The organism is Streptomyces sp. PCS3-D2 (assembly GCF_000612545.2).
Lineage (GTDB): Bacteria > Actinomycetota > Actinomycetes > Streptomycetales > Streptomycetaceae > Streptomyces.
Window position 1 is genome coordinate 7,351,257 of sequence record NZ_CP097800.1, and the last position, 21,720, is coordinate 7,372,976.

Genomic DNA, 21,720 nt, shown 5'->3' on the forward strand with positions numbered 1-21,720 from the left:
GGTAGGGCGCCCGTTCAGCACGGCCAGGACCAGTCCGCCACCTCAGGCAGGTCCGTGCCGTGCGCGCGGATCCAGTCGTGGTGGCGGACGCGCTGGTCGGCCATGGCGCGGCGCAGCCCTCCGGCGCGCTCCGCGAGGCCGGGGACGCGGTCGATGACGTCCATGACCAACCGGTAGCGGTCCATGTCGTTGCGGACGACCATGTCGAAGGGGGTGGTCGTGGTCCCGGACTCCTTGTACCCGCGCACGTGCAGCCGGGCGTGGCCCGTCCGGCGGTAGGCCAGGCGGTGGATGAGCCACGGGTACCCGTGGTAGGCGAAGATCACCGGGCTGTCGGTCGTGAAGAGGGCGTCGTACTCGGCGTCCGTCATGCCGTGCGGGTGTTCCTCGTGGGGCATCAGACGGGCGATGTCGACGACGTTGACGACACGCACGGCCAGCGAGGGGAGGTGCTCGCGGAGCAGGGCCGCGGCCGCCAGCACTTCCATGGTGGGCACGTCGCCCGCGCAGGCGAGGACGACGTCCGGATCGCCGGAGCCCTGGTCGGTGCCGGCCCAGTCCCAGACGCCGGCGCCGCGCGCCACGTGCTCACGGGCCGCGTCGATCGGGAGCCAGTCGAAGCAGGGCTGCTTGCCCGCGACGATCACGTTCACCCGGTCGCGGCTGCGCAGGGCGTGATCGGCCACGGCGAGCAGGGTGTTGGCGTCCGGCGGCAGGTAGACCCGCACGACCTCCGGGCTCTTGTTGAGGACGTGGTCGACGAAGCCGGGGTCCTGGTGCGAGAAGCCGTTGTTGTCCTGACGCCAGACGTGCGAGGTGAGCAGGTAGTTCAGGGAGGCGACGGGCTCGCGCCAGGACAGCTCGCGCGCGGTCTTCAGCCACTTGATGTGCTGGCCGGCCATGGACGCCACGATGTGCGCGAAGGCCTCGTACGTGGAGAACAGGCCGTGGCGGCCGGTCAGCAGGTAGCCCTCCAGCCAGCCCTGGCAGACGTGTTCGGAAAGGATCTCCATGACCCTGCCGTCGCGCGACAGGTTCCGGTCGGTGGCCTCCGTGATGCCCTGCCAGGCCTTGCCGGTGGCCTCGTACAGGCCGTCCAACCGGTTGGAAGCGGTCTCGTCCGGGCCGACGACCCTGAAGTCCCTCCGCCCCGCGGTGTCCCGCATGATCTGTGTCAGGAAGCTCCCCAGGACGCGGGTCGGCTCGTGCAGGCCGCGCCCCGGCTTGGGGACGGGGACGGCGTGCGCGTCCAGCGAGGGGAGCGGGAGCGGCCGCAGCAGGCGGCCCCCGTTCGCGCAGGGCGTCGCCCCGAGGCGGAGTCCGCCGTCCGGGACCCACGCCAGGACCTGCGCCGTCGGACGTCCGCGGGAGTCGAAGAGCTCCTCGGGTCGGTACGAGCGGAGCCAGGCCTCCAGCTGTCGCAGGTGCTCGGGATTCTCGCGGACCCCGGCCAGCGGGACCTGGTGGGCACGCCAGGTGCCCTCGACCGGCTCACCGTCCACGGTCGCCGGTCCGGTCCAGCCCTTGGGCGTGCGCAGCACGATCATCGGCCAGCGGGTGTACTCCCGGCCCGGATCGGCGCCCGCCGTCCTGGCCTCCCGCTGGATGGCCGCGATCCGGTCCAGGGCGTGGTCCATCGCGCGGGCCATGGCCTGGTGCACCAGGGCGGGCTCGCTGCCGGTCACGTACAGGGGTTCGTGCCCGTAACCGCGCAACAGCGCGTCGAGCTCGGCCTCGGGGATCCGTGACAGCACGGTCGGGTTGGCGATCTTGTAGCCGTTGAGGTGCAGGACGGGCAGGACCGCGCCGTCGTGGACCGGATCGAGGAACTTGTTCGAGTGCCAGGACGCGGCCAGTGGCCCGGTCTCCGCCTCGCCGTCGCCGATGACGCAGGCGACCAGCAGACCGGGGTGGTCGAACGCGGCCCCGTAGGCGTGGGAGAGGGCGTAGCCGAGTTCACCGCCCTCGTGGACGGACCCGGGCGTCTCCGGAGCCACATGGCTCGGCACCCCGCCGGGGAAGGAGAACTGCCGGAACAGCCGGGCCATGCCGTCGGCGTCCCGCGCCACGTCCGGGTAGACCTCGCTGTACGTCCCCTCCAGCCATGAGTTGGCCAGGACGGCGGGTCCGCCGTGCCCGGGGCCCCAGACGCAGAGCGCCTGTAGGGACCGCTCCCTGATCACGCGGTTGAGGTGGGTGTACACCAGGTTCAGACCGGGCGAGGTGCCCCAGTGGCCGAGCAGCCGCGGCTTGATGTGCTCCGGCCGCAGCGGCTGGGCCAGCAGGGGATTGCCCATGAGGTAGATCTGGCCGGCGGCCAGGTAGTTCGCGGCGCGCCAGTGGGCGTCCAGCTCCGAGATCGATTGCGCGGTCAACGCGGTCATGTCCGCTCCTGCGTGCCGGGGTCCGGGGCGTTCGTCGACTGAGCCGATGCCGACAGCCTGCGCCCGTGCGCGGGCGGCCCGCAGGGGAGGACCGTCCCTCGGTGAGGGCCGGTCGGCCCTTCCGCGCGCCTGCCCGTCCCGGGCACGGTGAATGGCGCGGCGGCCGGTCCTTCCCCCGGCCGGCGCGACCCATCCCTGCGGGAGATACCGACGCCCCGCGCGTCAGTACGGAGGACAGACCTGTGAAGCGAACCCTCGTCGTCGGAGTGGACGGCTCGGCGGAGAGCAGGGCCGCTGCCGACTGGGCCGCGCGGGAAGCCGTGCTCCGCAATCTGCACGTGCACGTGGTCCACGCCTGGCTGTGGCAGCCGCTCGCCGTACCGGTCGTCCAGGACCGCGCGACCGAGGCCCGCCGGGCCCAGGAGATCCTGGAGGAGACCGAGGCCGAGCTCACCCGTCGCCACCCCGGGGTCGCGCTCACCGCGGAGGTGGTGCCGGACGTTCCGGTGCCGGCCCTGCTGCGCGCCGCCAAGGGGGCGGAGATGCTGGTGCTCGGCTCCCGCGGGTACGGCGCCGTGGCCGGCTTCCTGCTCGGCTCGTACGGGCAGCAGCTGATCGCCGCCGCCGAGTGCCCCGTCGTCTCCGTCCGGGCTGGGCGGGACGGGCGGGACGGGCCGGTCCCGGCGGCCGGCGGGGGAGAGGTGGTCGTCGGCCAGCAGGGCGGCGTGGAGGAGTCCGCCGAGGTGCTGCGCTTCGCCTTCGAGGAGGCCGCGGCCCGCAAGGTGCCGCTCCGGGCCGTCCGGGCCTGGAGCCTGCCCCCGATCTACGGCTACAGCCCCGGGTCGATGTGGATCGCCGACCAGCTCGGCGGCCTGGCGCCGTACGAGCAGGAAGCGCTGGAGCAGGCCCTGGAGCAGTGGCGGGCCCGGTACCCCGAGGTGCAGGTGGTCGAGCACGTCGAGCAGGGGAGCGCGGGCCACGCGCTGCTGTCCGCCGCTTCGGACGCAGGGCTGCTGGTCGTCGGCCGGCGGGTCCGCGAGTCGGCGCTCGGGGCGCGCATCGGTTCGGTGGCCCACGCCGTGCTGCACCACGCGGTCTGCCCCGTGGCCGTCGTCCCGCACCGCTGACGCTCCACGGCCGGCTTCCGCGCCCCTGCCACGACGCGACTCCTCCGGCCGGGTCCGTCGCGGACGCACGCCCACCGGCCTTCCGCAGCCCGCCCGGCCGGTCGGACAGGACCCGATCGGCCCGCACGGGAGGGCCGCTCCGGGGCGGGTACCGGCCGGCCCTTCGGACAGGGACCTTCGGCCCTGTCCGAAGGGCCTGCCGGGCCTTTTCCGGGGCCGGCCGCACGAGGTGCACTGAGGGCGCACGGCAATGGCGCGACTCGACGGAGCCGCACGCAGCGCGGAGGACGACATGAGGACCGCCCTGATCGACCTGAGGACCGTGGCACGCGACGATCGCGGCCTGAGAATAGCCCTGGCCGGGGAGCTCGACTTCTTCACCGTGGAGCACGTGGCGCCGCGCCTGCGCGAACTCGCCGGCTCCGGCCACCGCAACCTGATCCTGGACCTGCGCGGCCTCTCCTTCTGCGACAGTGCGGGCATCGCCTTCTTCACCCAACTGGAACGTCACTCCCGCGAGGCGGGAACCCGGCTCCTCCTGTGCGACGTGCCACCCCAGGTGATCAAGTCCATGCGGGTGCTCGCCGCCGACCGCGACCTGAACCTCGTCGTCTCGTGATCACGCAGCCGCCCCGGTCCGCGGACCCGCGACGGATGCGGGAGCTGGACAGGGCCGAGGCCCTGGGACTCCTCGCCACGGTGTCGCTGGGACGCATCGTCTTCACCCGGCACGCGCTGCCCGCCGTCCGGCCGGTGAACCACCTCGTCGACGGCGAGGACATCGTCGTCCGCATTCACGGAGGCGGGGCGATCGGCTCGCTGGCGGCACCGACCGAGGCCCCTGGGGTGGTCGTGGCCTACGAAGCGGACGTCATCGACCCCGACACCCACCTCGGCTGGAGCGTCGTCGTCACCGGCTACGCGCGCCCGGTGGCCGATGCCGCCGACGCCGACCGGTACGCGGACCTGCTCCGCCCCTGGGTGGGAACGCCCATGACCGGTGCCCTGCGGATCCACCCGGACCTCGTCACCGGGTTCCGGCTGGAGGAGGCGGCACCGCACCCCGCGCCGGGGGCCTGAAGCCGACCCGTCCCCGCGCTCAGCTCCCGCCGGGCAGCGGTGCCCGCCACACCAGCCGGCTGCCGCCCTCCTGCGGGTTCTCCACGGTGAAGGACCCGCCGACGGCCCGGGCCCGTTCGTCGAGGTTGCGCAGACCGCTCCGGCGGCCCTGCGCCGGAATGCCGGTGCCGTTGTCCGTGACGGCCAGCACGACTTCGCCGCTCCCCGCCCTGAGGCTCACGCCGACCCGGGTGGCCCGCGCGTGGCGGGCGGCATTGCTGAGGAGTTCCCCCAGGACCGCCATGACGTGGTCGGCGATCTGCGCCGGTACGTCGGTGTCGAGCAGGCCCTCCATGCTCAGGCGCGGCGGATGGCCGAGCGGGGTGGCGGCTTCGCCGACGGCACGGGCCGCCCGCGCCCGCAGGCCCGGGCCGCTCTCACGGTCCTTGGTACGCAGTCCGAAGATCGTCGATCGGATGATCTTGATGGTTTCGTCCAGGTCGTCGACCGCCCGGCCGACCCGCTCGGCGGCTCCTTCGTGCTCGACGAGCCGGGCCGCGCTCTGCAAGGTCATCCCGGTGGCGAAGAGACGCTGGATGGCCAGGTCGTGCAGGTCGCGGGCGATCCGGTCACGCTCCTCCAGCAGCGCTATCTGCTCGGCGTCCCGGCGTCGCTCCGCCAGCTCCAGGGCGAGCGCCGCCTGACCGGCGAAGGCCACCAGCGGCTCCAGCTCGCCCTCGCCGAACGCCGGTTCCCCCGCCGCGCGCGCGAGCAGCAGCACGCCCCGGCTCTCCCCGCCCGCCGTGCTCAACGGGACGGCGACGGCCGGCCCCAGCCCCGCCCGCTGCCGGACCTGGGCCTCGGCCGGGTAGTGCGCGTCGTCCGCCCCCGTCATGGCCGTGACGGGTCGGCCCGCCCGGTACGCGGCTCCCGAGAGCGTCTCGGCGAAGGGGACGACGAGCCCCTGCCGTTCCGGTCCGTCCGCGCCGGCAGCGAACTCCACGACCAGGCCGTCCACCCCGGCCACCGGCATGGCGATGTCCGCCAGCCGCGCCGCGGTGATCTCCTGGGCCCGGCGGGCGATGAGTTCCAGCACCGTCGGGCGCGAACAGCCGGACAGCAGGCTCTCGGTGATCTCCGCGTTGGCCCTGAGCCATCGCTGCTGGCGCTGCGAGCCCTCGTACAGTCGTGCGTTGTCGATCGCGACACCCGCCGCCACCGACAGGGTGGAGATCACGGCCTCGTCCTCGGTGTCGAAGTCCAACCCGCCCCGCTTGTCGGTGAGGTAGAGGTTGCCGAACACCTCGTCGCGGACCCGGATCGGCACGCCCAGGAACGTACGCATCGGCGGGTGATGGGCCGGGAAGCCGTACGACGAGTGGTGCGCGCCCAGGTTGGTGAGCCGCAGGGGCTCCGGATGGTGGATGACCTCCCCGAGCAGGCCGTGGCCGGCGGGCAGCGGCCCGATCCGTGCGATCTCCTCATCGGTGAGCCCGACGGTCAGGAACCGGGCGAGCGTGCGACCGTCGGGGCCGATCACGCCCAGCGCCCCGTACTCGGCGTCCACGAGCAGGGCGGCCGCCTCCACGATCCGCCGGAGCACCTGGGCGAGATCGAGCTCCCGGCCGACCGAGACCACGGCCTCGAGCAGGCTGTGCACCCGGTCGCGGGTGCCGCGAACGGCGTCGATGCGCGCCTGGAGTTCGTCCAGCAGCTCGTCCAGCCGCATCCGCGGTACCTGCGTCAACGGATTGCCCGTACCCACGTGTTTCTCCTCCGCCCAACGACCGGTCCTCGCCCGGGCAAGCGTATCGACCCGTCAGGGCCGGAAAGGACGATCCCGCAGGACATCGTCGCCCGTCGGCCTGAACGGGTCAGGTTCCGACTCCGCATCCGGCTCCGGCGCCGGGGCGGGCCGCCGGGGCCCCCGCGCCGGGTACGGACGGGTCTGCGCCCTGGGCATCGGCGCGCGCCCGGTCGGAGTCGCTGCGCAGGACGCAGAACTCGTTGCCCTCGGGATCGGCGAGAACGGCCCAACCGGACCCGTCGGGGTTGCGGTGGTCGGAGACGAAGGTGGCGCCGAGACCGAGCAGCCGCTCCACCTCCTCGTCACGCGTGGTTTCCGGGCGCAGGCACAGGTGGATCCGGTTCTTGACCGTCTTGTGTTCGGGCACCTGGTTGAAGTAGAGCACCGGCCCCTCCGCCAGCAGCACCATCGTTTCCCGGTCGCCCGGTTTGGCGTCCGGATGCATCGGGCAGCCCGTCGCACCGCTCCAGAACCGGGCCAACGCGTAGGCGTCCGCACAGTCGACCGCCACGTTCTGCACTATCGAGACCATGCGCGAGATCCTTCCCGATCTTGACCCCGAGTACCAGCGGTGTGCGGGAACAACGAGAGGCCGCTGACCGTTTGTCTTGATGCGGGGCGCAGGAGGACGAAGCCCCCGGGCCCGGTGCGGTGCCCGCGTCGCCGCCGCCGGGAGGTCACACGGGGTCCTTCCCGCTCCCGCTCGTGAACGCCCTGGCCCGCCTTCCCCGTTATGTTTTCTGCGGTTCCGCAATGGGGCCGCTGGCCTCCGGGCCCGGCATGACTGTTGCCCCCTGTCGAAGGCATGACCTGGGGGGTGGTGTCACCGGGTCCGGGGGTGTTCGTCGGAGACGCTGATCAGAGGTCCGGCCACCGTCCGGTCCGGCGCAATGCTGGACAGTTCGCGGGCGGCAGGTCTGCATAACGTGGATGCGCGAGCACGACACCCGAGCCGAGGCCGGCACCGTCAACACCCCCTGGGAAGGGGCACGATGTTCGAGATCGAAGACGTGGGCGTGTTCCTGGGCCTGGACGTCGGCAAGAGCAGCCATCACGGTCATGGGCTCACCCCGGGCGGGAAGAAGGTCTTCGACAAGCAGCTGCCCAACAGCGAGCCCAAGCTGCGGGCCGTCTTCGACAAGCTGACCGCGAAGTTCGGCACCGTGCTGGTGATCGTGGACCAGCCCGCCTCCATCGGCGCCCTGCCACTGACCGTCGCCCGCGACGCGGGCTGCCAGGTCGCCTACCTGCCCGGACTGGCGATGCGCCGGATCGCCGACCTCTACCCGGGCGAGGCCAAGACCGACGCCAAGGACGCCGCCGTCATCGCGGACGCCGCCCGGACGATGCCGCACACCCTGCGCTCGCTGGAGCTGACCGACCAGATCACCGCCGAGCTGACCGTGCTCGTCGGCTTCGACCAGGACCTGGCCGCCGAGGCCACCCGCACCTCCAACCGGATACGGGGCCTGCTCACCCAGTTCCACCCCAGCCTGGAACGCGTCCTGGGCCCGCGCCTGGACCACCAGGCCGTGACCTGGCTGCTGGAGCGCTACGGATCCCCAGCCGCCCTGCGCAAGGCCGGACGCCGCAGACTCGTCGAGCTGATCCGCCCGAAGGCCCCGCGCATGGCCACCAGGCTGATCGACGACGTCTTCAACGCGCTCGACGAGCAGACCGTCGTCGTTCCCGGGACCGGCACCCTCGACATCGTCATCCCCTCCCTGGCCGCCTCGCTGGCCGCTGTCCACACCCAGCGCCGGGCGATGGAAGCCCAGATCAACGCCCTGCTGGAGGCTCACCCTCTTTCCCCGGTCCTGACGTCGATGCCCGGCGTCGGCGTCAGGACCGCCGCCGTCCTGCTGGTCACCGTCGGCGACGGCACCAGCTTCCCCACCGCCGCCCACCTCGCCTCCTACGCCGGCCTCGCCCCCACCACGAAGCAGTCCGGGACCTCGATCCATGGCGAACACGCACCCCGAGGCGGAAACCGGCAGCTCAAACGGGCGATGTTTCTCTCCGCCTTCGCCTGCATGAACGCCGACCCGGCCTCCCGCGCCTACTACGACAAGCAACGAGCACGCGGCAAAACCCACACCCAGGCCCTCCTCCGCCTCGCCCGCCAACGCATCAGCGTCCTGTTCGCCATGCTCCGCGACGGCACCTTCTACGAATCCCGGACACCGACGGACGTCGAGCTCGCCGCTTAGCCTCAGCGAGCCCGAACCACCCGAAACCCGACACAGGTGCCTTGACGAAAGACATAGAGGCACCCCCCGGCCGGCTGGGGCCGCCCCGATCGGCCATCCCCCCCGGCCGGTCGGGGCCCTCGTGCCCGCGCCGCCCGGCAGGGCGGAGCCCCACCCGTTGCGGGGAGCGGCGCCCGCCCGGACGGCGCCACCGTCGGATACTGGAACCGGCCGGGCCGGGCCCACGGGCCTACCTCGCCGGTGGCGGGGTAGGCGCCGCGCAGCAGGTGCCGTGTCCCACGGCGGCTACGACCTTCGGGAGGACCGATGACCCGACGAGTGCACGAGGTGATGACGCGCAACCCGGTGGCCGTGGAGCGCCTGACCTCACTGGCGGAAGCGGCGCGGGTGATGCGGGACGCGGGCATCGGGGACGTGCTGGTCGTCGACCAGGGCCGGCTCTGCGGCATCGTCACGGACCGCGATCTCGTCGTCCGCGGGATGGCGGAGGACCGTGACCCCGCGGAGACGACCGTGCACGCGGTCTGCAGCACCGAACCCCTGACCGTCGTCGGGCCCGACGACCACGTCGACGAGGCCGTCGACCTCATGCGCCGGCACGCGCTGCGGCGCCTGCCCGTGCGCGACGCCGGGGGCGAGCTCGTCGGCATCGTCACCCTGGGCGACCTGGAGGTGGAGCGGGACCCCGGCTCGCCGCTCGCCTCCATCGCGGCTGCCGAGGAGGCGGCCCGCGACCGGTGACGGCCGCGACGGACTCCGCCCGCCCGGTGCCCATCGGATCGCAGGGACGTCGAACGGAGCCGAACGGAGCCCGACGGGCCGCGTGGCGGCCTCGCCTCCGGTCGTCCCGCGGCCGGCCGCGTCGTCCTCTACAGCGTCGAACACCGGGCGCGGCGGCTTCAGATGGGTGCCCCGGGCCGGTTCCCGGCCCCGCCGACCGGAGGCGCAGCGTGCGTGCGCACTGCGACCCGTAGACCACATGGTGCGGAAAGTAACCGGCTGTGTCAGCGTGGTGGAGAGGAATCCTCGGAATCCTCCGTCCCCGTCAGAAGGAGTCTGCCGTCATGGGCGGAATGAAGGACAAGCACCGGGAGCCGGGCAAGGGCCGCGAGGACGAGCAGCGCCCGCTGCCGCCCGGACTGGACCCGGTCCATCCCGAGCCCCGCCAACCGTCGCGTCGGCCGGGCCGTCAGGGCGCGCCCCGTGCCAAGGGCCCGCACGCAGACGGCTTCTGATCGGAGCGGCCGGGCGTCCGGGATCCGGGGCAACACCCCACGCACGCAGGGCCCGGCCGGAGCCGCAGTCGCCCCGGCCGGGCCCTGTCCCATCCGAGGCGGCTCCGCCCGAAGGGCGGCGGAACGAGGGAGGACCGACGTACCCGCAGCGGGGCGAGAGCGCCGCGCAGGACCTGCCGTCCTTCGCGCGGGACCGTCCCGTACTGCGGTCAGACAGAGGACTCGGGGCAGTTCGAAGCCGGCCTTCGGCCCGGCGGGAAGCGGGCATCCATGACGGAGCGCCTCCATAGATCGGGTCTGGTCGGCGAACTCTTCGCCGAATTCGCCGGCACCATGATCCTTATCCTCTTCGGTTGCGGTGTGGTGGCCCAAGTGGTCGCGGGCGGGGCCCTCACGGACCCCGCGGGCGGTCTCGGGAACCACGACAGCATCGCCTGGGCCTGGGGCCTCGGCGTGACCCTGGGCGTCTACGTCGCGGCCAGGCTGAGCGGTGCTCACATCAACCCCGCTGTGACGGTCGCACTGGCCGCGTTCAAGGGCTTCCCGTGGAAGAAGGTGGCCCCCTACGCAGTGGCCCAGGTGGCCGGAGCCTTCGTGGGGGCCCTGATCGTCCGCTGGAACTACAGCGAGGCGTTGGCCAAGGCCGACCCCGGTCACACCATCAAGACGCAGGGGGTCTTCTCCACGCTCCCGGCGAACGGCAACACGAACCTGCCGGTGACCGAGTGGGGCGCGCTGCGCGACCAGATCATCGGCACCGCCATCCTCCTCTTCCTGGTGCTGGCCATCACGGACATGCTCGGTACGCCCCCCGGCGCCAACCTCGCCCCGTTCATCGTCGGCCTGATCGTGGTGGCGATCGGCATGGCGTGGGGCACCAACGCCGGCTACGCGATCAACCCGGCCCGTGACTTCGGCCCCCGCCTGGCGAGCTTCCTCACCGGCTACGGCGGGGCATGGCGAGATCAGTACGGCCATCTCTATTTCTGGGTCCCGATCATCGGCCCCTTCATCGGGGGCGTGCTCGGAGCGGCTCTCTACAAGCTCCTCGTCGGCCGGTTCCTGCCGGACGCCGAACCCGAGCCCCCCGGACGGGTACCGGTCCCGGACGAGAGCTGAACCGCACAGAGCTGCCCGCACCCGGGACGGACGCGCATCGGCGCTCCGTCCCGGGCGCCGGCCCCATTCACGGCATTCCCCAGAGGAGGCGGCATCCCATGGCTGACTTCGTCGGCGCAGTGGACCAGGGCACCACCAGCACCCGATTCATGATCTTCGACCATGCCGGCAACGAGGTGGCCAGGCACCAACTGGAGCACAACCAGATCCTGCCGCGCTCGGGATGGGTCGAACACGACCCGGTGGAGATCTGGGAGCGCACCAACTCGGTGATCCAGAACGCCCTCCGGCACGGCAACCTCGACGCCTCCGACCTCGCGGCCGTGGGCATCACCAACCAGCGCGAGACCACCGTCGTCTGGGACCCCCGCACCGGGCGCCCGTACTACAACGCGATCGTCTGGCAGGACACCCGTACCGACTCCATCGCTGCGGCGCTGGAGCGCGGCGGCCAGGGCAAGGTCATCCGCCGCAAGGCGGGGCTGCCCCCGGCCACCTACTTCTCCGGCGGCAAGATCCAGTGGATCCTGGAGAACGTCGACGGCGTGCGGGAGGCCGCCGAGAAGGGGCACGCCCTCTTCGGCAACACCGACTGCTGGGTGCTGTGGAACCTCACCGGAGGCCCCGACGGCGGCGTCCACGCCACCGATGTCACCAACGCCAGCCGCACCATGCTGATGGACCTGGAGACCCTCGACTGGGACGACGAACTGCTGGGGTTCTTCGGCATTCCCCGGTCCATGCTGCCCACGATCAACCCGTCGTCCCATCCCGAGGCGTACGGACGGACCCGCACGTCGCGGCCGTTGCGGGAGGCCATCCCCATCACGGGCGTGCTCGGTGACCAGCAGGCGGCCACCGTGGGCCAGGTCTGCTTCGCGCCCGGCGAGGCGAAGAACACCTACGGAACCGGTAACTTCCTGGTCCTCAACACCGGCACCGAGCTCGTCCGCTCGCGGCACGGCCTCCTCACCACCGTGGCCTACCAGTTCGGCGACAGCCCCGCGGTCTACGCCCTCGAAGGCTCCATCGCGGTCACCGGCTCCGCCGTGCAGTGGCTGCGCGACCAGCTGAAGATCATCACTGACGCTGCCGAGACCGAACGCCTGGCCCGTACGGTCGAGGACAGTGGGGGCATCTACTTCGTTCCGGCCTTCTCCGGACTGTTCGCCCCGTACTGGCGCTCCGACGCCCGCGGCGCCATCGTCGGCCTCGCCCGCTACCACGACAGCGGCCACTTGGCGCGGGCCACCCTGGAGGCCATCTGCTACCAGAGCCGCGACGTCGTGGAGGCCATGGAGCAGGACTCGGGTGTGCACCTCGACGTGCTCAAGGTCGACGGCGGCGTCACCGCCAACGACCTGTGCATGCAGACGCAGTCCGACGTCCTCGGCGTACCGGTCAGCCGCCCCGTCGTCGCCGAGACCACCGCGCTGGGCGCCGCCTACGCGGCCGGCCTCGCCACCGGCTTCTGGCGGGACACGGACGAACTGCGCACCCACTGGCAGGAGTCCAAGCGCTGGGAGCCCCAGTGGTCCGAGGAGCGGCGCGCCGAAGGGTACGAGGGCTGGAAGAGGGCAGTGGAACGCACGCTCGACTGGGCCAAGGTCGAGTAACGGCCCGTCCGCGCCCCCTGGCCGGCGGCACTCGCCACCTGGCGCAGACGGGATGACCGCCGGCCTCTCGCATTCTCCGCCGCGCCGAGGGCCTGCCTCCCCCTCTCGGAACCGGCCGTTCGGAGACGGGGAGGCACGTCACAGACCTGGACCCTTATGGACTTCTTGCTCCGTATGTCACCCTGACCGTCAACCGGGTCACCCACCTGCCGCTCGACCCGGGCGACGACCCCCACGGATGCACCCATGCCCCTGCCGTTCCCGTCCCGAGCCGTCCCCGTCGTACTGGCCGGTTCCGTGACCGCCCTGCTGGCGGCCTGCGGGCCCTCGGCCGCCGCCGGACCCGCGGCGGGGCCGCGGACGACGCAGGTGCCCACCACGGCCCCGGCCACCGGTCCGGCGTCCGCCGGGGCCGTCGAGCCCGCGGCCACGCCCGCGCGGGATCCGGTCGATGTCCGCACCCGGGAGTCGAACCTGTCCATACCCTCCGCGGGGGTCACCGGGCTCCGCGTGGTCCCGTACGAGGGCACCACCGACGACCGGCCCGGAACCCTCATCCAGGACCGCGGGATCGCAGCCAGCCCGTACGGGGAGCGGGGTGGGGTGGGACCCGGCCAGGTGGGGAACTTCCTGGTCACCGCGCACCGGCTGTCGGCCGGCGGCCCGCTGCGGGACCTGCCCGCCGTCGGCGTGGGCGACCCGGTCGTCGTGACCGCGGACGGGGCCGAGTACACCTACGAGATCATCGCCACCCGCAGGACGTCCTTCCGGTCGCAGCGCTCGCTCGACGAACAGCGCGCGCCGGTCCCCGGGGCACCCGGCGCGACCCCCACCCAGGCCATGATCACGATCTCGACCTGCGCCACACCGGAGGACCACGCCGAGGGCAACTTCTGGAGCGACGCCCAGGGCAATCCCGAGCACCGCATCGACAAGATCGGAGTGCTGCGCCGGACAGCGACCTCGACCTAGGGTTCGACACGGAAGTGGATCGTGTTCGTTCCCGATCATGTCTTGCGGGACGCGGGGTCTGACGAACGGGCGGCGTGTCCCCGGCTGGAGTCGCTGCCGCCGCGCGGCAGCAGGCCGGTTCGACCGGATGCGACGGGACGCGGGGTGCCGTCGCCGCCCTCGCCGGTCGCGATCTCGTACGGGTCGGTGGTGGCCCCGTGCCCACCCCGGTGCCGGCGGCGGCGAGGAGTGCGGTGATGCCCCGGTCGGCGGCCGAAGAGTGGCCGGGGGAGTGGGGCGTGCCTAGGTTCGTCGCATGGATACCGAGGGCGCGGCGACCGAGTCGCGGAAGACGACAGCGGTGGAGGACGTCGCGCATCACTTGGTGCGCTGTCTGCGGGCGGAGGGCGTCGAGTACGTCTTCGGGATCCCGGGGGAGGAGAACATCCGCTTCGTCGACGCGCTGAACGACTCCGGAATCCGCTACATCCTGGTGCGCCACGAACAGGCCGCCTCGTTCATGGCGGAGATCTACGGACGGCTGACCGGCCGGGCCGGCGTGTGTTCGGCGACCCTGGGGCCCGGCGCGATCAATCTGCTGCTCGGCACCGCGGACGCCACGACCAACAGCGCGCCGCTGGTGGCGCTGGCCGCCCAGGGTTCCCTGCGCCGCATCCACAAGGAGTCCCACCAGGTCATCGACCTTGTGTCGATGTTCGCTCCCGTCACCCTGTGGTCGGCCCGCATCGAGTGTCCGGACGCGGTGCCGGAAATGATGCGCAAGGCGTTCAAGACCGCTCAGAGCGAGCGTCCCGGTGCCGTGTTCCTGGCGGTGCCGGAGGACATCGAAGCGGACCGTCCCGTCGAGACCCTGGGCTCCTTGCAGATCGATACGGTGCGCGCCGATGCGCCGTCACCCTCCCAGATCGCACGAGCGGTCGAGGTTCTCGGCACGGCCCGGAATCCCATTGTCCTGGCCGGCCACGGCGCCGCGAGAGCCGGGGCCTCGGCCGCCCTGCTGCGGTTCGCCGAGCGGCTGAACATCCCGGTCGCGACCACCTTTCACGGCAAGGGCGTCTTCCCCGACGACCACCCCAACGCCCTCGGCGCGGTCGGCTTCATGCGCCATGACTACGGCAACTTCGGTTTCGACGCGGCCGATGTGCTGCTCTGCGTCGGCTACGAGGTCCAGGAGTTCGACCCTGTCAAGATCAACCCGAACGGCGACAAGCGCATCGTGCACCTGCACCGCTTCCCGGCCGAGGTGGACGCCCACTACCCGGTCGCCGTCGGCGTCGAGGGGGATCTCTCGCAGGCGCTGGACGCCCTCGCGGCAGCACTGCCCGACGGCCTCGCCTACGACGCGTCGAGCAGCACGAAGATTCGTTCGCTGCTCGACGAAGAACTTCGGTACGGACGCGACAACGAGGCCTTCCCCCTGGTGCCGCAGCGCGTGGTGGCGGACGTCCGCATGGCGCTGGACCGCCACGACATCGTGCTCGCCGACACCGGCGCCGGGAAGATGTGGATGTCCCGGCTCTACCCGACCTACGAACCGAACACCTGCCTGGTCTCCAACGGACTGTCCACCATGGGATTCGCGCTGCCGGGCGCCATCGCCGCCCAACTGGCCCGGCCGGACCGACGCGTCCTGGCCATGATGGGCGACGGCTCCTTCCTGATGAACTCCCAGGAACTGGAGACCGCCGTCCGCGAACGCGTCCCCCTGGTCGTCCTGGTCCTCGTGGACGAGGAGTACGGCCTGATCACCTGGAAGATGGAACTGGAGCTCGGCCGCCACAGCCACACCCGGTTCACCAATCCGGACCTGGTCGCCTACGCCGAGAGCTTCGGCGCACGCGGCTACCGGGTCGAGTCCGCAGACCAACTGCTGCCCACGCTGCGCCGCGCCCTGGACGACGACGGCGTTTCCGTGATCGCCTGCCCCGTCGACTACTCCGAGAACCTGCGCCTGACCGACCGGCTCGGCACCCTCAGCGGCCCGTTCTGAGCTGCCGGGAAGGCAACCCCAGAGTCCTCCGAGCACATCGGCGGCCGGTTCGCGTTGCGGGCCCGGGCCCGGTCGCGGACGGCATCGGTGCGACGTCGGTTCAGGTCCCGAAGCTGACGGATGTCGCGCGGGGGGACCCGGGCGGGCCGGACCGGGCGGCGTCCGGCCGGGCGGGAGGTTGATCTAGTAGGGAGTGGCGCGGCGGATGCGGGCGAGTACCAGGACCGTGTCGTCGGTCGGCTCGGCGGGCAGCAGGCTCGCGATGATCCGGTCGGCGGCCTCCTCCAGCGGCCCGTTGACCGTGCGCAGCTGCTCCCGCAGGGCGTCCAGACCGGCCCCGATGTCCTGGCCCCGCGCTTCGATGAGGCCGTCGGTGTAGAGCGCGAGTACCGCGCCCTCCGGCAGGTCGATCGCCGACGAGCGGAAGGCGACGCCCCCCACCCCCAGCGGGATTCCCAGGCCCTCGCCGATGGTCTGGACGGTGCCGTCGGGGTGGCGCAGCAGTGGTGGTGGATGGCCCGCGTTCGCGATGCGGGCGCGGCCGGTGTGCGGGTCGTAGACCAGGTAGAGGCACGTGGCCAGCTGGATGCCGGAGTCCTGCGCGCACGCGTCGAGTTCGGCGAGCAGTGCCTCGGGTGTGCGGCTGTGGGCGGCCACCGCCTTGGCCGTGATGCGTAGTCGGCCCATCGACGCGGCGGCCGGAATCCCGTGCCCCATGACGTCCCCGACGACGAGTGCGACCTGGTCGCCGGGCAGGTTGATCACGTCGTACCAGTCGCCGCCGACCTCGGTGATCCTGCTGCCCGGGAGGTAGCGGTGGGCGACGCTCACGTGCGTGCCGGATGCCACGGCGCTGGGCAGCAGGGCGCGCTGGAGGGTCAGCGCGATGTCCTGGACCCGGGCGTACAGGCGGGCGTTGTCCAGGCACAGGGCGGCGCGCGAGGCCAGTTCGCCGGCGAGGGTCACGTCCTGTTCGGTGAAGGCCGGGCGGTCGACGGACCGGCCGAACATGGCGATGCCCTGGACCGTGCCCCGGGCGACGAGGGGGGCGAGGACGATGCCGCCCAGGCCGCTGTCGAGCAGCAGCCGGGCCCGGTCCCGGTGGGCGGCGGTGCGGGTCGCGAACGCCTCCTCGACCACGACCGACAGCGGGCGGCCGCTGCTCAGCATCTGGTGGATGCCCGAACCCGGCGGGTACGTCACCCGCTCCAGGCCGCCGACCAGCTCGGGGGCGGGCGGCGGCAGGACCGTGCCACCGGCGATCCGGCGGGTGGTCAGGGGCAGAGCCGGGTCGAATCGCTCGTCCTCGTACATCCACTCGACCATTTCCACGACGGCGCCGTCGCAGAAGTCGGGCATCACGGCGTCGACCAGTTCGCGGGCCGTGACCTCCAGATCCAGGGTGGTTCCGACCTGGGCCGACGCCCGGTCCAGGAGGTCGAGCCGCTGGCGGGCGGCCGTCGCTTCGAGCAGCGCCCTCTCCCGGTCGGTCACGTCGACGAGCAGCCCGCCCAGGCCGGTCCGGGTGTCCCCTGCCCCGCTCAGCGGGAAGAAGCTCACGGAACGGACCTGGTCCCGGTCGGGCCGGCCCGGCGTGCGCAGTCCCACGAGCGCACCCACCAGAGGGTCCCCTTTCTCGGCCACGGCCCGGAGGCTGCGTTCGTATTCGCCCCCGTCGGAAGTGATCATGATGTCGGTCATGCGCCGCCCGAGGTGCTCGCCCACGGGAAGTCCGTCCATGTCGGCCAGCACCTGGTTGAGGTGGACGTACCGGAGCTCGTCGTCGAGCATGACCAGGCCGATCGGACAGGTCTCGAAGAGCGCGTCGAGGAAGACGAGGTTCGTCTTGACCCGGTCGAGTTCGTCGCCCCTGCTGGCCAGACCCATGACCACCGAGTCGTCCCCGGTCCCGGTCACCGGGAACACCCGGAAGCCGCAGTCGAAGACGCCGCTGTCGCGGTGCCGGGCGGGCATCCGGACCCGCCAGTAGCCGAGGCTGCGGCCGCGCTCCACCAACCGCGCGGCCCCGCCGGGGCGTCCCGGGACCGGGTCGGGGAAGAGGAGCGAGGCCGGCCGGGACAGCACCTCTTCGGCCGGGTATCCGAACAGGTGGCGTGCGCCGGGGCCCCAGTAGCGGACGCGCTCCTGGTCGTCCAGGCCGAACACGGCCACCGACACGTGCTCCAGCAGCGACCCCGGCTCGGACCGGATCGGACCGGGGGCGTCGGCGTGCTCACCCCCTGGCCGGTCCGATGGCATCGGAGGTCCCCCTTCGATCGAGGTCTCTCCTCATTGTGCCCGTCATCGGGGAGGCGGACCTCATGGGTCGTCCCGCCCCGGCGCCCGCGCCGTACCGACCGGTAATTCAAGCCAATTATTGCCATGCACCTGACAGGCTCCTGACACTTCGAGGTGGCTGTGGGACGCTCCCGGCACGCACTCCGCACCCCCCTGAGAGGCCCAGAGCCTCGCCCACCCCCACCAGCACGTGGCATGGAGGAGCGACCCATGAGGCACACCACGCCCATCTCCCGCACCACACGACTCGCCCGTGTCGTCGGAATCGCGGCACTCGTCCTCGCGGCGGGTTCGTCCGGTACCGGTACCGCCCTTGCCCACGGCTCCGCCGCCCCGGCGGCCGACCAGAAGGCCGACGGCGTGATGGTCGTCGCCGGCAACAGCTGTGGCTGGACGAACGCGAGCACCAGCGCCGCCGCCCCGAACGCCCTCACCGTCGACCGCACCACGATCAACGCGCCGGGCGGCAACCTCGCCTGCGGTGGCGGTATCGCCGCCACCCTCAACAACAACCCCGCCTTCACGTTCGACGACGCAGCCGGCACGGCCCGGACCGATCTGATCGACATCACCGGCAAGCAGAGCTTCATCTCCTGCCGGTACAAGGCCACGAACATCGTGTGGGACCGTGACGGCACCAGCCGGAAGTACGTCAACCGGGCCTTCACCGCGACCAAGGCCTCAGGCAGCTTCCTGTGCCCGGGCTCGGTGTCCACGCCGAGCGGGGATGCGTCCATGCTGTTCCACTGAGCCGGTCGCTCCACTGAGCCGGTCGTTCCGGTGAGTGGGCCGGGCTCCCTGGCCCACTGGGCGACATGCCCACGCCCGGTCCGCCCTCCGCGTCCCGCACTCGGGGGCGGACCCGTCCCCGGCGCCCCGGAAGGCGCCGGGGAGTTCGTCCACGACCAGAACCACCGCTACCAGGCGCGCGTGACCCGGGCCGGCCGCCGGGACGGCCGATTGCTCCACCGTCCTAAGGTGGCCCCATGGATCTTCAGGGCGAACTGCTAGAGCACCCCCACTCCGTCTATGCCCGGCTGCGTGACACCGCGCCGGTCTGCCGCATCACCGGCACCGACGGCACCCCGGCATGGCTGGTCACGCGGTACGACGACGTACGCGCAGCGCTCGCCGATCCCCGGATGTCCCTGGACAAGTCCCGTGCGGGAGAAGGCGGTTACCGGGGGCTGTCGCTGCCGCCGGCCCTGGACGCCAACCTGCTCAACATGGACCCGCCCGACCACACCCGCATCCGCAGACTGGTGAGCCGCGCCTTCACCCCGCGCCGCACCGAGCAACTCCGCACCCCCATCCGCGCGACTGCGGACCGCCTCCTCGACGCCCTCGGCGAGGCCGGGACCGCGGACCTGGTGGCCGCCTACGCCGCACCGCTGCCCATCGTCGTCATCTGCGACCTGCTGGGCGTCCCGGAGGACCGCCGCCTCGACTTCCGCACCTGGACGGACGCACTCATCGCCCCGGACCCCGAGCGGCCCCGGGCCGCCGGCGAAGCCGTGGTGGCGATGCTCGGCTTCTTCACCGAGCTCATGGCGCACAAGCGCAGCAGCCCCGGCGACGACCTCCTCTCCGACCTGATAGCCGTCCGGGACGGCAACGGCAACGGCGACGGCAACGGCGACCGGCTCAGCGAGGACGAGTTGATGTCGCTCGCCTTCCTCATTCTCTTCGCCGGGTACGAGAACACCGTCCAGCTCATCGGCAACGCGATCCACACGCTCCTGGAGCACCCCGAACAACTCGCGCGCCTCCGCGACGACCCGTCAGGCCTGCCGGCTGCCGTCGAGGAGATCGCCCGCTACGAGGGACCGGCACCCCTCGCCATCCGACGCTTCCCGACGGAAGACGTCACGATCGCGGGGGTCACCGTCCCGGCGGGGGAGACCGTCCTGCTCTCGCTCTCCGCGGCCAACCGCGACCCGGACCGCTTCCCGCGCCCCGACCTCCTCGACCTGGACCGCGACACCTCGGGTCACCTCGCGCTGGGTCACGGCATCCACTACTGCCTCGGCGCCCCCCTGGCCCGAGCCGAGACCGAGATCGCCCTGACCGCCCTCCTGGAGCGCTACCCCGTGCTCGAAGCCGCGGCTTCCGCTCCGCGCTGGCGGCCCTCCCTGCGCGCCCGTGGCCTGACGGAACTCCCGGTCCGCTATGACACGGAGCCCGCCCGGAGCTGAACCCTGCCGCATCAGAGCCGATGCGGTGGCCGGTGGTGACGCACGGTTGGCGCTGGGCCGTCCGGCGGGGTCCAGGCGTGTACGCGTGTCGCGCGGAGAGGGACGATGAGAGGGCTGGGAGGGTAGGGCGGCAGTCCGCGGCGGCCGGAAGGAGGGCTCGCAGATGGGAGCGATCGAGCCCTCGCACGGCGATCCCGACGGGGGGCGGCCCGCCGAGTCCGGACCGGGCGGCCTGCTCGACGTGCTACGCGTGGCCGCCGTGCTGCTGGATGCCGACGGCCGGATCGATCTCTGGAGCCCGCAGGCGGAGGAACTGTTCGGCTACACCGCCGACGAGGCGCTCGGGGAGTACGCGGGCCGCCTGCTGCTCCACGAGGAGCACCTTCCGGTCGTCCTGGACATGTTCGCCGAGGTCATGCAGGACGGGGTCAGCTGGGTCGGCGTCTTCCCCGTCCGGCACAAGGACGGCAGCACGCGCATGGTCGAATTCCGCAACATGCGGCTGCTGGACTCCCAGCAGGAGTACTACGCCCTGGGCCTGGCCGCCGACCAGGCGACGGTCCGGCAGGTGGAACGGGACCTGGCGCTGTCCGCCCGCCTCGTCGACCAGTCGCCGGTCGGGCTCGGCGTCCTCGACACCGACCTTCGCTACGTCTCGGTCAACCCGGCGGAGGAAGCCCTCAACGGGGTGCCCGCCGCGGAGCACATCGGCCGGCACGTCCACGAGGTGCTGCCGGCCGTGGACCCGTCCTTCGAGGCCGCGATGCGCGAGGTCCTGGCCACTGGTGTTCCCATCGTGGACCAGTACACCGTCGGCCGGACCCCGGCGGACCCGGACCACGACCACGCCTGGTCGATCTCGTTCTACCGGCTCGAAGCACCCAACGGGACCGTGCTGGGGGTGGCGACCGCCAGCGTGGACGTCACCGAGCGGCACCGGGCCGTCGAAGAACAACGCCACACCGCGCTCACTCTCCAGCGCAGCCTGCTGCCGCGCACCCCGCCGCGGCGGCCGGGCCTGGAAGTCGCCACCCGCTACCGTCCCGCCCAGGCCACGATGGAGATCGGCGGCGACTGGTTCGACGTGATCCCGCTGAGCGGCGACAAGACCGCCCTCGTCGTCGGCGACGTGATGGGCAGCGGAGTCGGGGCCGCGGCCAGCATGGGCCAGCTGCGCACCGCCACCCGGACACTGGCCGATCTCGACCTCGACCCCGCACAGGTCCTGCACCACCTCGACCACGTCACCGAGGGCCTGGAAACCATCGCGACCTGCGTCTACGCCGTCTACGATCCCTGCGCGGCGCAGTGCCACCTCGCCCTGGCCGGGCACCTGCCACCGGTCCTGCTGCGCCAGGACGGTACGCGTGAGCTCCTCGACCTGCCCACCGGTGCCCCGCTCGGCGGTGTGGGGGTCGCCTTCTGCACCGTGAGTGTCCCGGTCGGGGCGGGCGACCAGCTGGTCCTCTACACCGACGGCCTCGTCGAGACCCGCGACGACCCGATCGACAAGCGCCTGGACGTTCTCCTCGAAGCCCTCGACGACCCCGGCCGCCCGCTGGACGAGACCTGCGACCTGCTGCTGGACACCATGCGCCATCCGGGAGTCCACGACGATGTGGCCCTCCTGATCGCCCGGGCCAGTCCGGGCCCCGGACGCCCCGGCTAGGATCCCGCGGATCGGCGGCGCGCCGGCGCGCCGATGCCG

16 protein-coding genes and 1 pseudogene are annotated in these 21,720 nt (G+C 72.2%); 13 read left to right on the forward strand and 4 right to left on the reverse strand.

Annotated features, from left to right (window positions below; translation table 11 throughout):
- Window positions 1-14 precede the first annotated feature (14 nt).
- Complete coding sequence (locus tag AW27_RS32945; protein WP_269084559.1) at window positions 15-2,432, reverse strand: phosphoketolase family protein; 2,418 nt, start codon at window positions 2,430-2,432, stop codon at window positions 15-17.
- A 194-nt stretch (window positions 2,433-2,626) separates the two neighbouring features.
- Between AW27_RS32945 and AW27_RS32950 the strand changes: the two genes are divergently transcribed.
- The 3 genes from AW27_RS32950 to AW27_RS32960 all read left to right on the forward strand — a co-directional run bounded on the left by AW27_RS32950 (window position 2,627) and on the right by AW27_RS32960 (window position 4,591).
- The gene (locus AW27_RS32950) at window positions 2,627-3,511 is read left to right on the forward strand and encodes a universal stress protein (RefSeq protein WP_037922566.1); all 885 of its coding nucleotides are present in this window, start codon (window positions 2,627-2,629) and stop codon (window positions 3,509-3,511) included.
- 292 nt (window positions 3,512-3,803) lie between these two features.
- The gene (locus AW27_RS32955; protein ID WP_157840257.1) at window positions 3,804-4,130 is read left to right on the forward strand and encodes an STAS domain-containing protein; all 327 of its coding nucleotides are present in this window, start codon (window positions 3,804-3,806) and stop codon (window positions 4,128-4,130) included.
- Window positions 4,131-4,165: 35 nt separating this feature from the next.
- Complete coding sequence (locus AW27_RS32960; protein WP_052030720.1) at window positions 4,166-4,591, forward strand: pyridoxamine 5'-phosphate oxidase family protein; 426 nt, start codon at window positions 4,166-4,168, stop codon at window positions 4,589-4,591.
- 19 nt (window positions 4,592-4,610) lie between these two features.
- Here AW27_RS32960 and AW27_RS32965 read toward each other — a convergent pair whose 3' ends face one another.
- Together AW27_RS32965 and AW27_RS32970 are read right to left on the reverse strand one after the other, a co-directional pair.
- Window positions 4,611-6,335, reverse strand: a complete 1,725-nt coding sequence (locus tag AW27_RS32965) for a GAF domain-containing protein (protein ID WP_037922571.1) — start codon at window positions 6,333-6,335, stop codon at window positions 4,611-4,613.
- A gap of 205 nt (window positions 6,336-6,540) precedes the next feature.
- Window positions 6,541-6,909, reverse strand: a pseudogene (locus AW27_RS32970) (VOC family protein); the annotation flags it as partial.
- A gap of 460 nt (window positions 6,910-7,369) precedes the next feature.
- On the opposite strand from AW27_RS32970, the gene AW27_RS32975 reads away from it, so the two are divergent.
- The 7 genes from AW27_RS32975 to AW27_RS33005 all read left to right on the forward strand — a co-directional run bounded on the left by AW27_RS32975 (window position 7,370) and on the right by AW27_RS33005 (window position 15,519).
- Window positions 7,370-8,587, forward strand: a complete 1,218-nt coding sequence (locus tag AW27_RS32975) for an IS110 family RNA-guided transposase (RefSeq protein ID WP_304949841.1) — start codon at window positions 7,370-7,372, stop codon at window positions 8,585-8,587.
- Between the two features lie 306 nt (window positions 8,588-8,893).
- A complete protein-coding gene (locus AW27_RS32980; RefSeq protein ID WP_037922573.1) occupies window positions 8,894-9,328 on the forward strand; it encodes a CBS domain-containing protein in 435 nt (144 codons plus the stop codon).
- A gap of 323 nt (window positions 9,329-9,651) precedes the next feature.
- A complete protein-coding gene (locus tag AW27_RS32985; protein WP_172671336.1) occupies window positions 9,652-9,822 on the forward strand; it encodes a hypothetical protein in 171 nt (56 codons plus the stop codon).
- A gap of 270 nt (window positions 9,823-10,092) precedes the next feature.
- Complete coding sequence (locus AW27_RS32990; protein WP_037922576.1) at window positions 10,093-10,941, forward strand: MIP/aquaporin family protein; 849 nt, start codon at window positions 10,093-10,095, stop codon at window positions 10,939-10,941.
- Between the two features lie 98 nt (window positions 10,942-11,039).
- The gene (gene glpK, locus AW27_RS32995; RefSeq protein WP_037922579.1) at window positions 11,040-12,557 is read left to right on the forward strand and encodes a glycerol kinase GlpK; all 1,518 of its coding nucleotides are present in this window, start codon (window positions 11,040-11,042) and stop codon (window positions 12,555-12,557) included.
- A gap of 246 nt (window positions 12,558-12,803) precedes the next feature.
- Window positions 12,804-13,529 carry a class E sortase gene (locus AW27_RS33000; RefSeq protein WP_078556543.1) on the forward strand — a complete coding sequence of 242 codons (726 nt, stop codon included), beginning with the start codon at window positions 12,804-12,806 and terminating at the stop codon, window positions 13,527-13,529.
- A 295-nt stretch (window positions 13,530-13,824) separates the two neighbouring features.
- Window positions 13,825-15,519, forward strand: coding sequence for an acetolactate synthase large subunit (locus tag AW27_RS33005; RefSeq protein WP_078556545.1), 1,695 nt, complete (start codon window positions 13,825-13,827; stop codon window positions 15,517-15,519).
- A gap of 183 nt (window positions 15,520-15,702) precedes the next feature.
- Here the strand turns inward: AW27_RS33005 and AW27_RS33010 are convergent, their stop codons facing one another.
- Window positions 15,703-17,778: a SpoIIE family protein phosphatase gene (locus AW27_RS33010; protein WP_037922582.1), complete on the reverse strand. Its 2,076-nt coding sequence runs from the start codon at window positions 17,776-17,778 to the stop codon at window positions 15,703-15,705.
- 249 nt (window positions 17,779-18,027) lie between these two features.
- Here AW27_RS33010 and AW27_RS33015 point away from each other — a divergent pair, with 249 nt between their 5' ends.
- The 3 genes from AW27_RS33015 (at window position 18,028) to AW27_RS33025 (ending at window position 21,681) form a co-directional block, all read left to right on the forward strand.
- Window positions 18,028-18,567: a hypothetical protein gene (locus AW27_RS33015; protein WP_037922584.1), complete on the forward strand. Its 540-nt coding sequence runs from the start codon at window positions 18,028-18,030 to the stop codon at window positions 18,565-18,567.
- A gap of 236 nt (window positions 18,568-18,803) precedes the next feature.
- Complete coding sequence (locus tag AW27_RS33020; RefSeq protein WP_037922587.1) at window positions 18,804-20,012, forward strand: cytochrome P450 family protein; 1,209 nt, start codon at window positions 18,804-18,806, stop codon at window positions 20,010-20,012.
- 163 nt (window positions 20,013-20,175) lie between these two features.
- The gene (locus AW27_RS33025; RefSeq protein ID WP_037922589.1) at window positions 20,176-21,681 is read left to right on the forward strand and encodes a SpoIIE family protein phosphatase; all 1,506 of its coding nucleotides are present in this window, start codon (window positions 20,176-20,178) and stop codon (window positions 21,679-21,681) included.
- Window positions 21,682-21,720: the final 39 nt, after the last annotated feature.

What these genes read in the sequence shown, in the direction of transcription:
- AW27_RS32985 (WP_172671336.1), top strand. Translation starts at nt 9,652, where the DNA reads ATGGGCGGAATGAAGGACAAGCACCGGGAGCCGGGCAAGGGCCGCGAG.
- AW27_RS33015 (WP_037922584.1), top strand. Translation starts at nt 18,028, where the DNA reads ATGAGGCACACCACGCCCATCTCCCGCACCACACGACTCGCCCGTGTC.
- AW27_RS32960 (WP_052030720.1), top strand. Translation starts at nt 4,166, where the DNA reads ATGCGGGAGCTGGACAGGGCCGAGGCCCTGGGACTCCTCGCCACGGTG.
- AW27_RS33005 (WP_078556545.1), top strand. Translation starts at nt 13,825, where the DNA reads ATGGATACCGAGGGCGCGGCGACCGAGTCGCGGAAGACGACAGCGGTG.
- AW27_RS33010 (WP_037922582.1), bottom strand. Translation starts at nt 17,778, where the DNA reads ATGCCATCGGACCGGCCAGGGGGTGAGCACGCCGACGCCCCCGGTCCG.
- AW27_RS33000 (WP_078556543.1), top strand. Translation starts at nt 12,804, where the DNA reads ATGCCCCTGCCGTTCCCGTCCCGAGCCGTCCCCGTCGTACTGGCCGGT.
- glpK (WP_037922579.1), top strand. Translation starts at nt 11,040, where the DNA reads ATGGCTGACTTCGTCGGCGCAGTGGACCAGGGCACCACCAGCACCCGA.
- AW27_RS32990 (WP_037922576.1), top strand. Translation starts at nt 10,093, where the DNA reads ATGACGGAGCGCCTCCATAGATCGGGTCTGGTCGGCGAACTCTTCGCC.
- AW27_RS32955 (WP_157840257.1), top strand. Translation starts at nt 3,804, where the DNA reads ATGAGGACCGCCCTGATCGACCTGAGGACCGTGGCACGCGACGATCGC.
- AW27_RS32980 (WP_037922573.1), top strand. Translation starts at nt 8,894, where the DNA reads ATGACCCGACGAGTGCACGAGGTGATGACGCGCAACCCGGTGGCCGTG.
- AW27_RS32975 (WP_304949841.1), top strand. Translation starts at nt 7,370, where the DNA reads ATGTTCGAGATCGAAGACGTGGGCGTGTTCCTGGGCCTGGACGTCGGC.
- AW27_RS33020 (WP_037922587.1), top strand. Translation starts at nt 18,804, where the DNA reads ATGGATCTTCAGGGCGAACTGCTAGAGCACCCCCACTCCGTCTATGCC.
- AW27_RS33025 (WP_037922589.1), top strand. Translation starts at nt 20,176, where the DNA reads ATGGGAGCGATCGAGCCCTCGCACGGCGATCCCGACGGGGGGCGGCCC.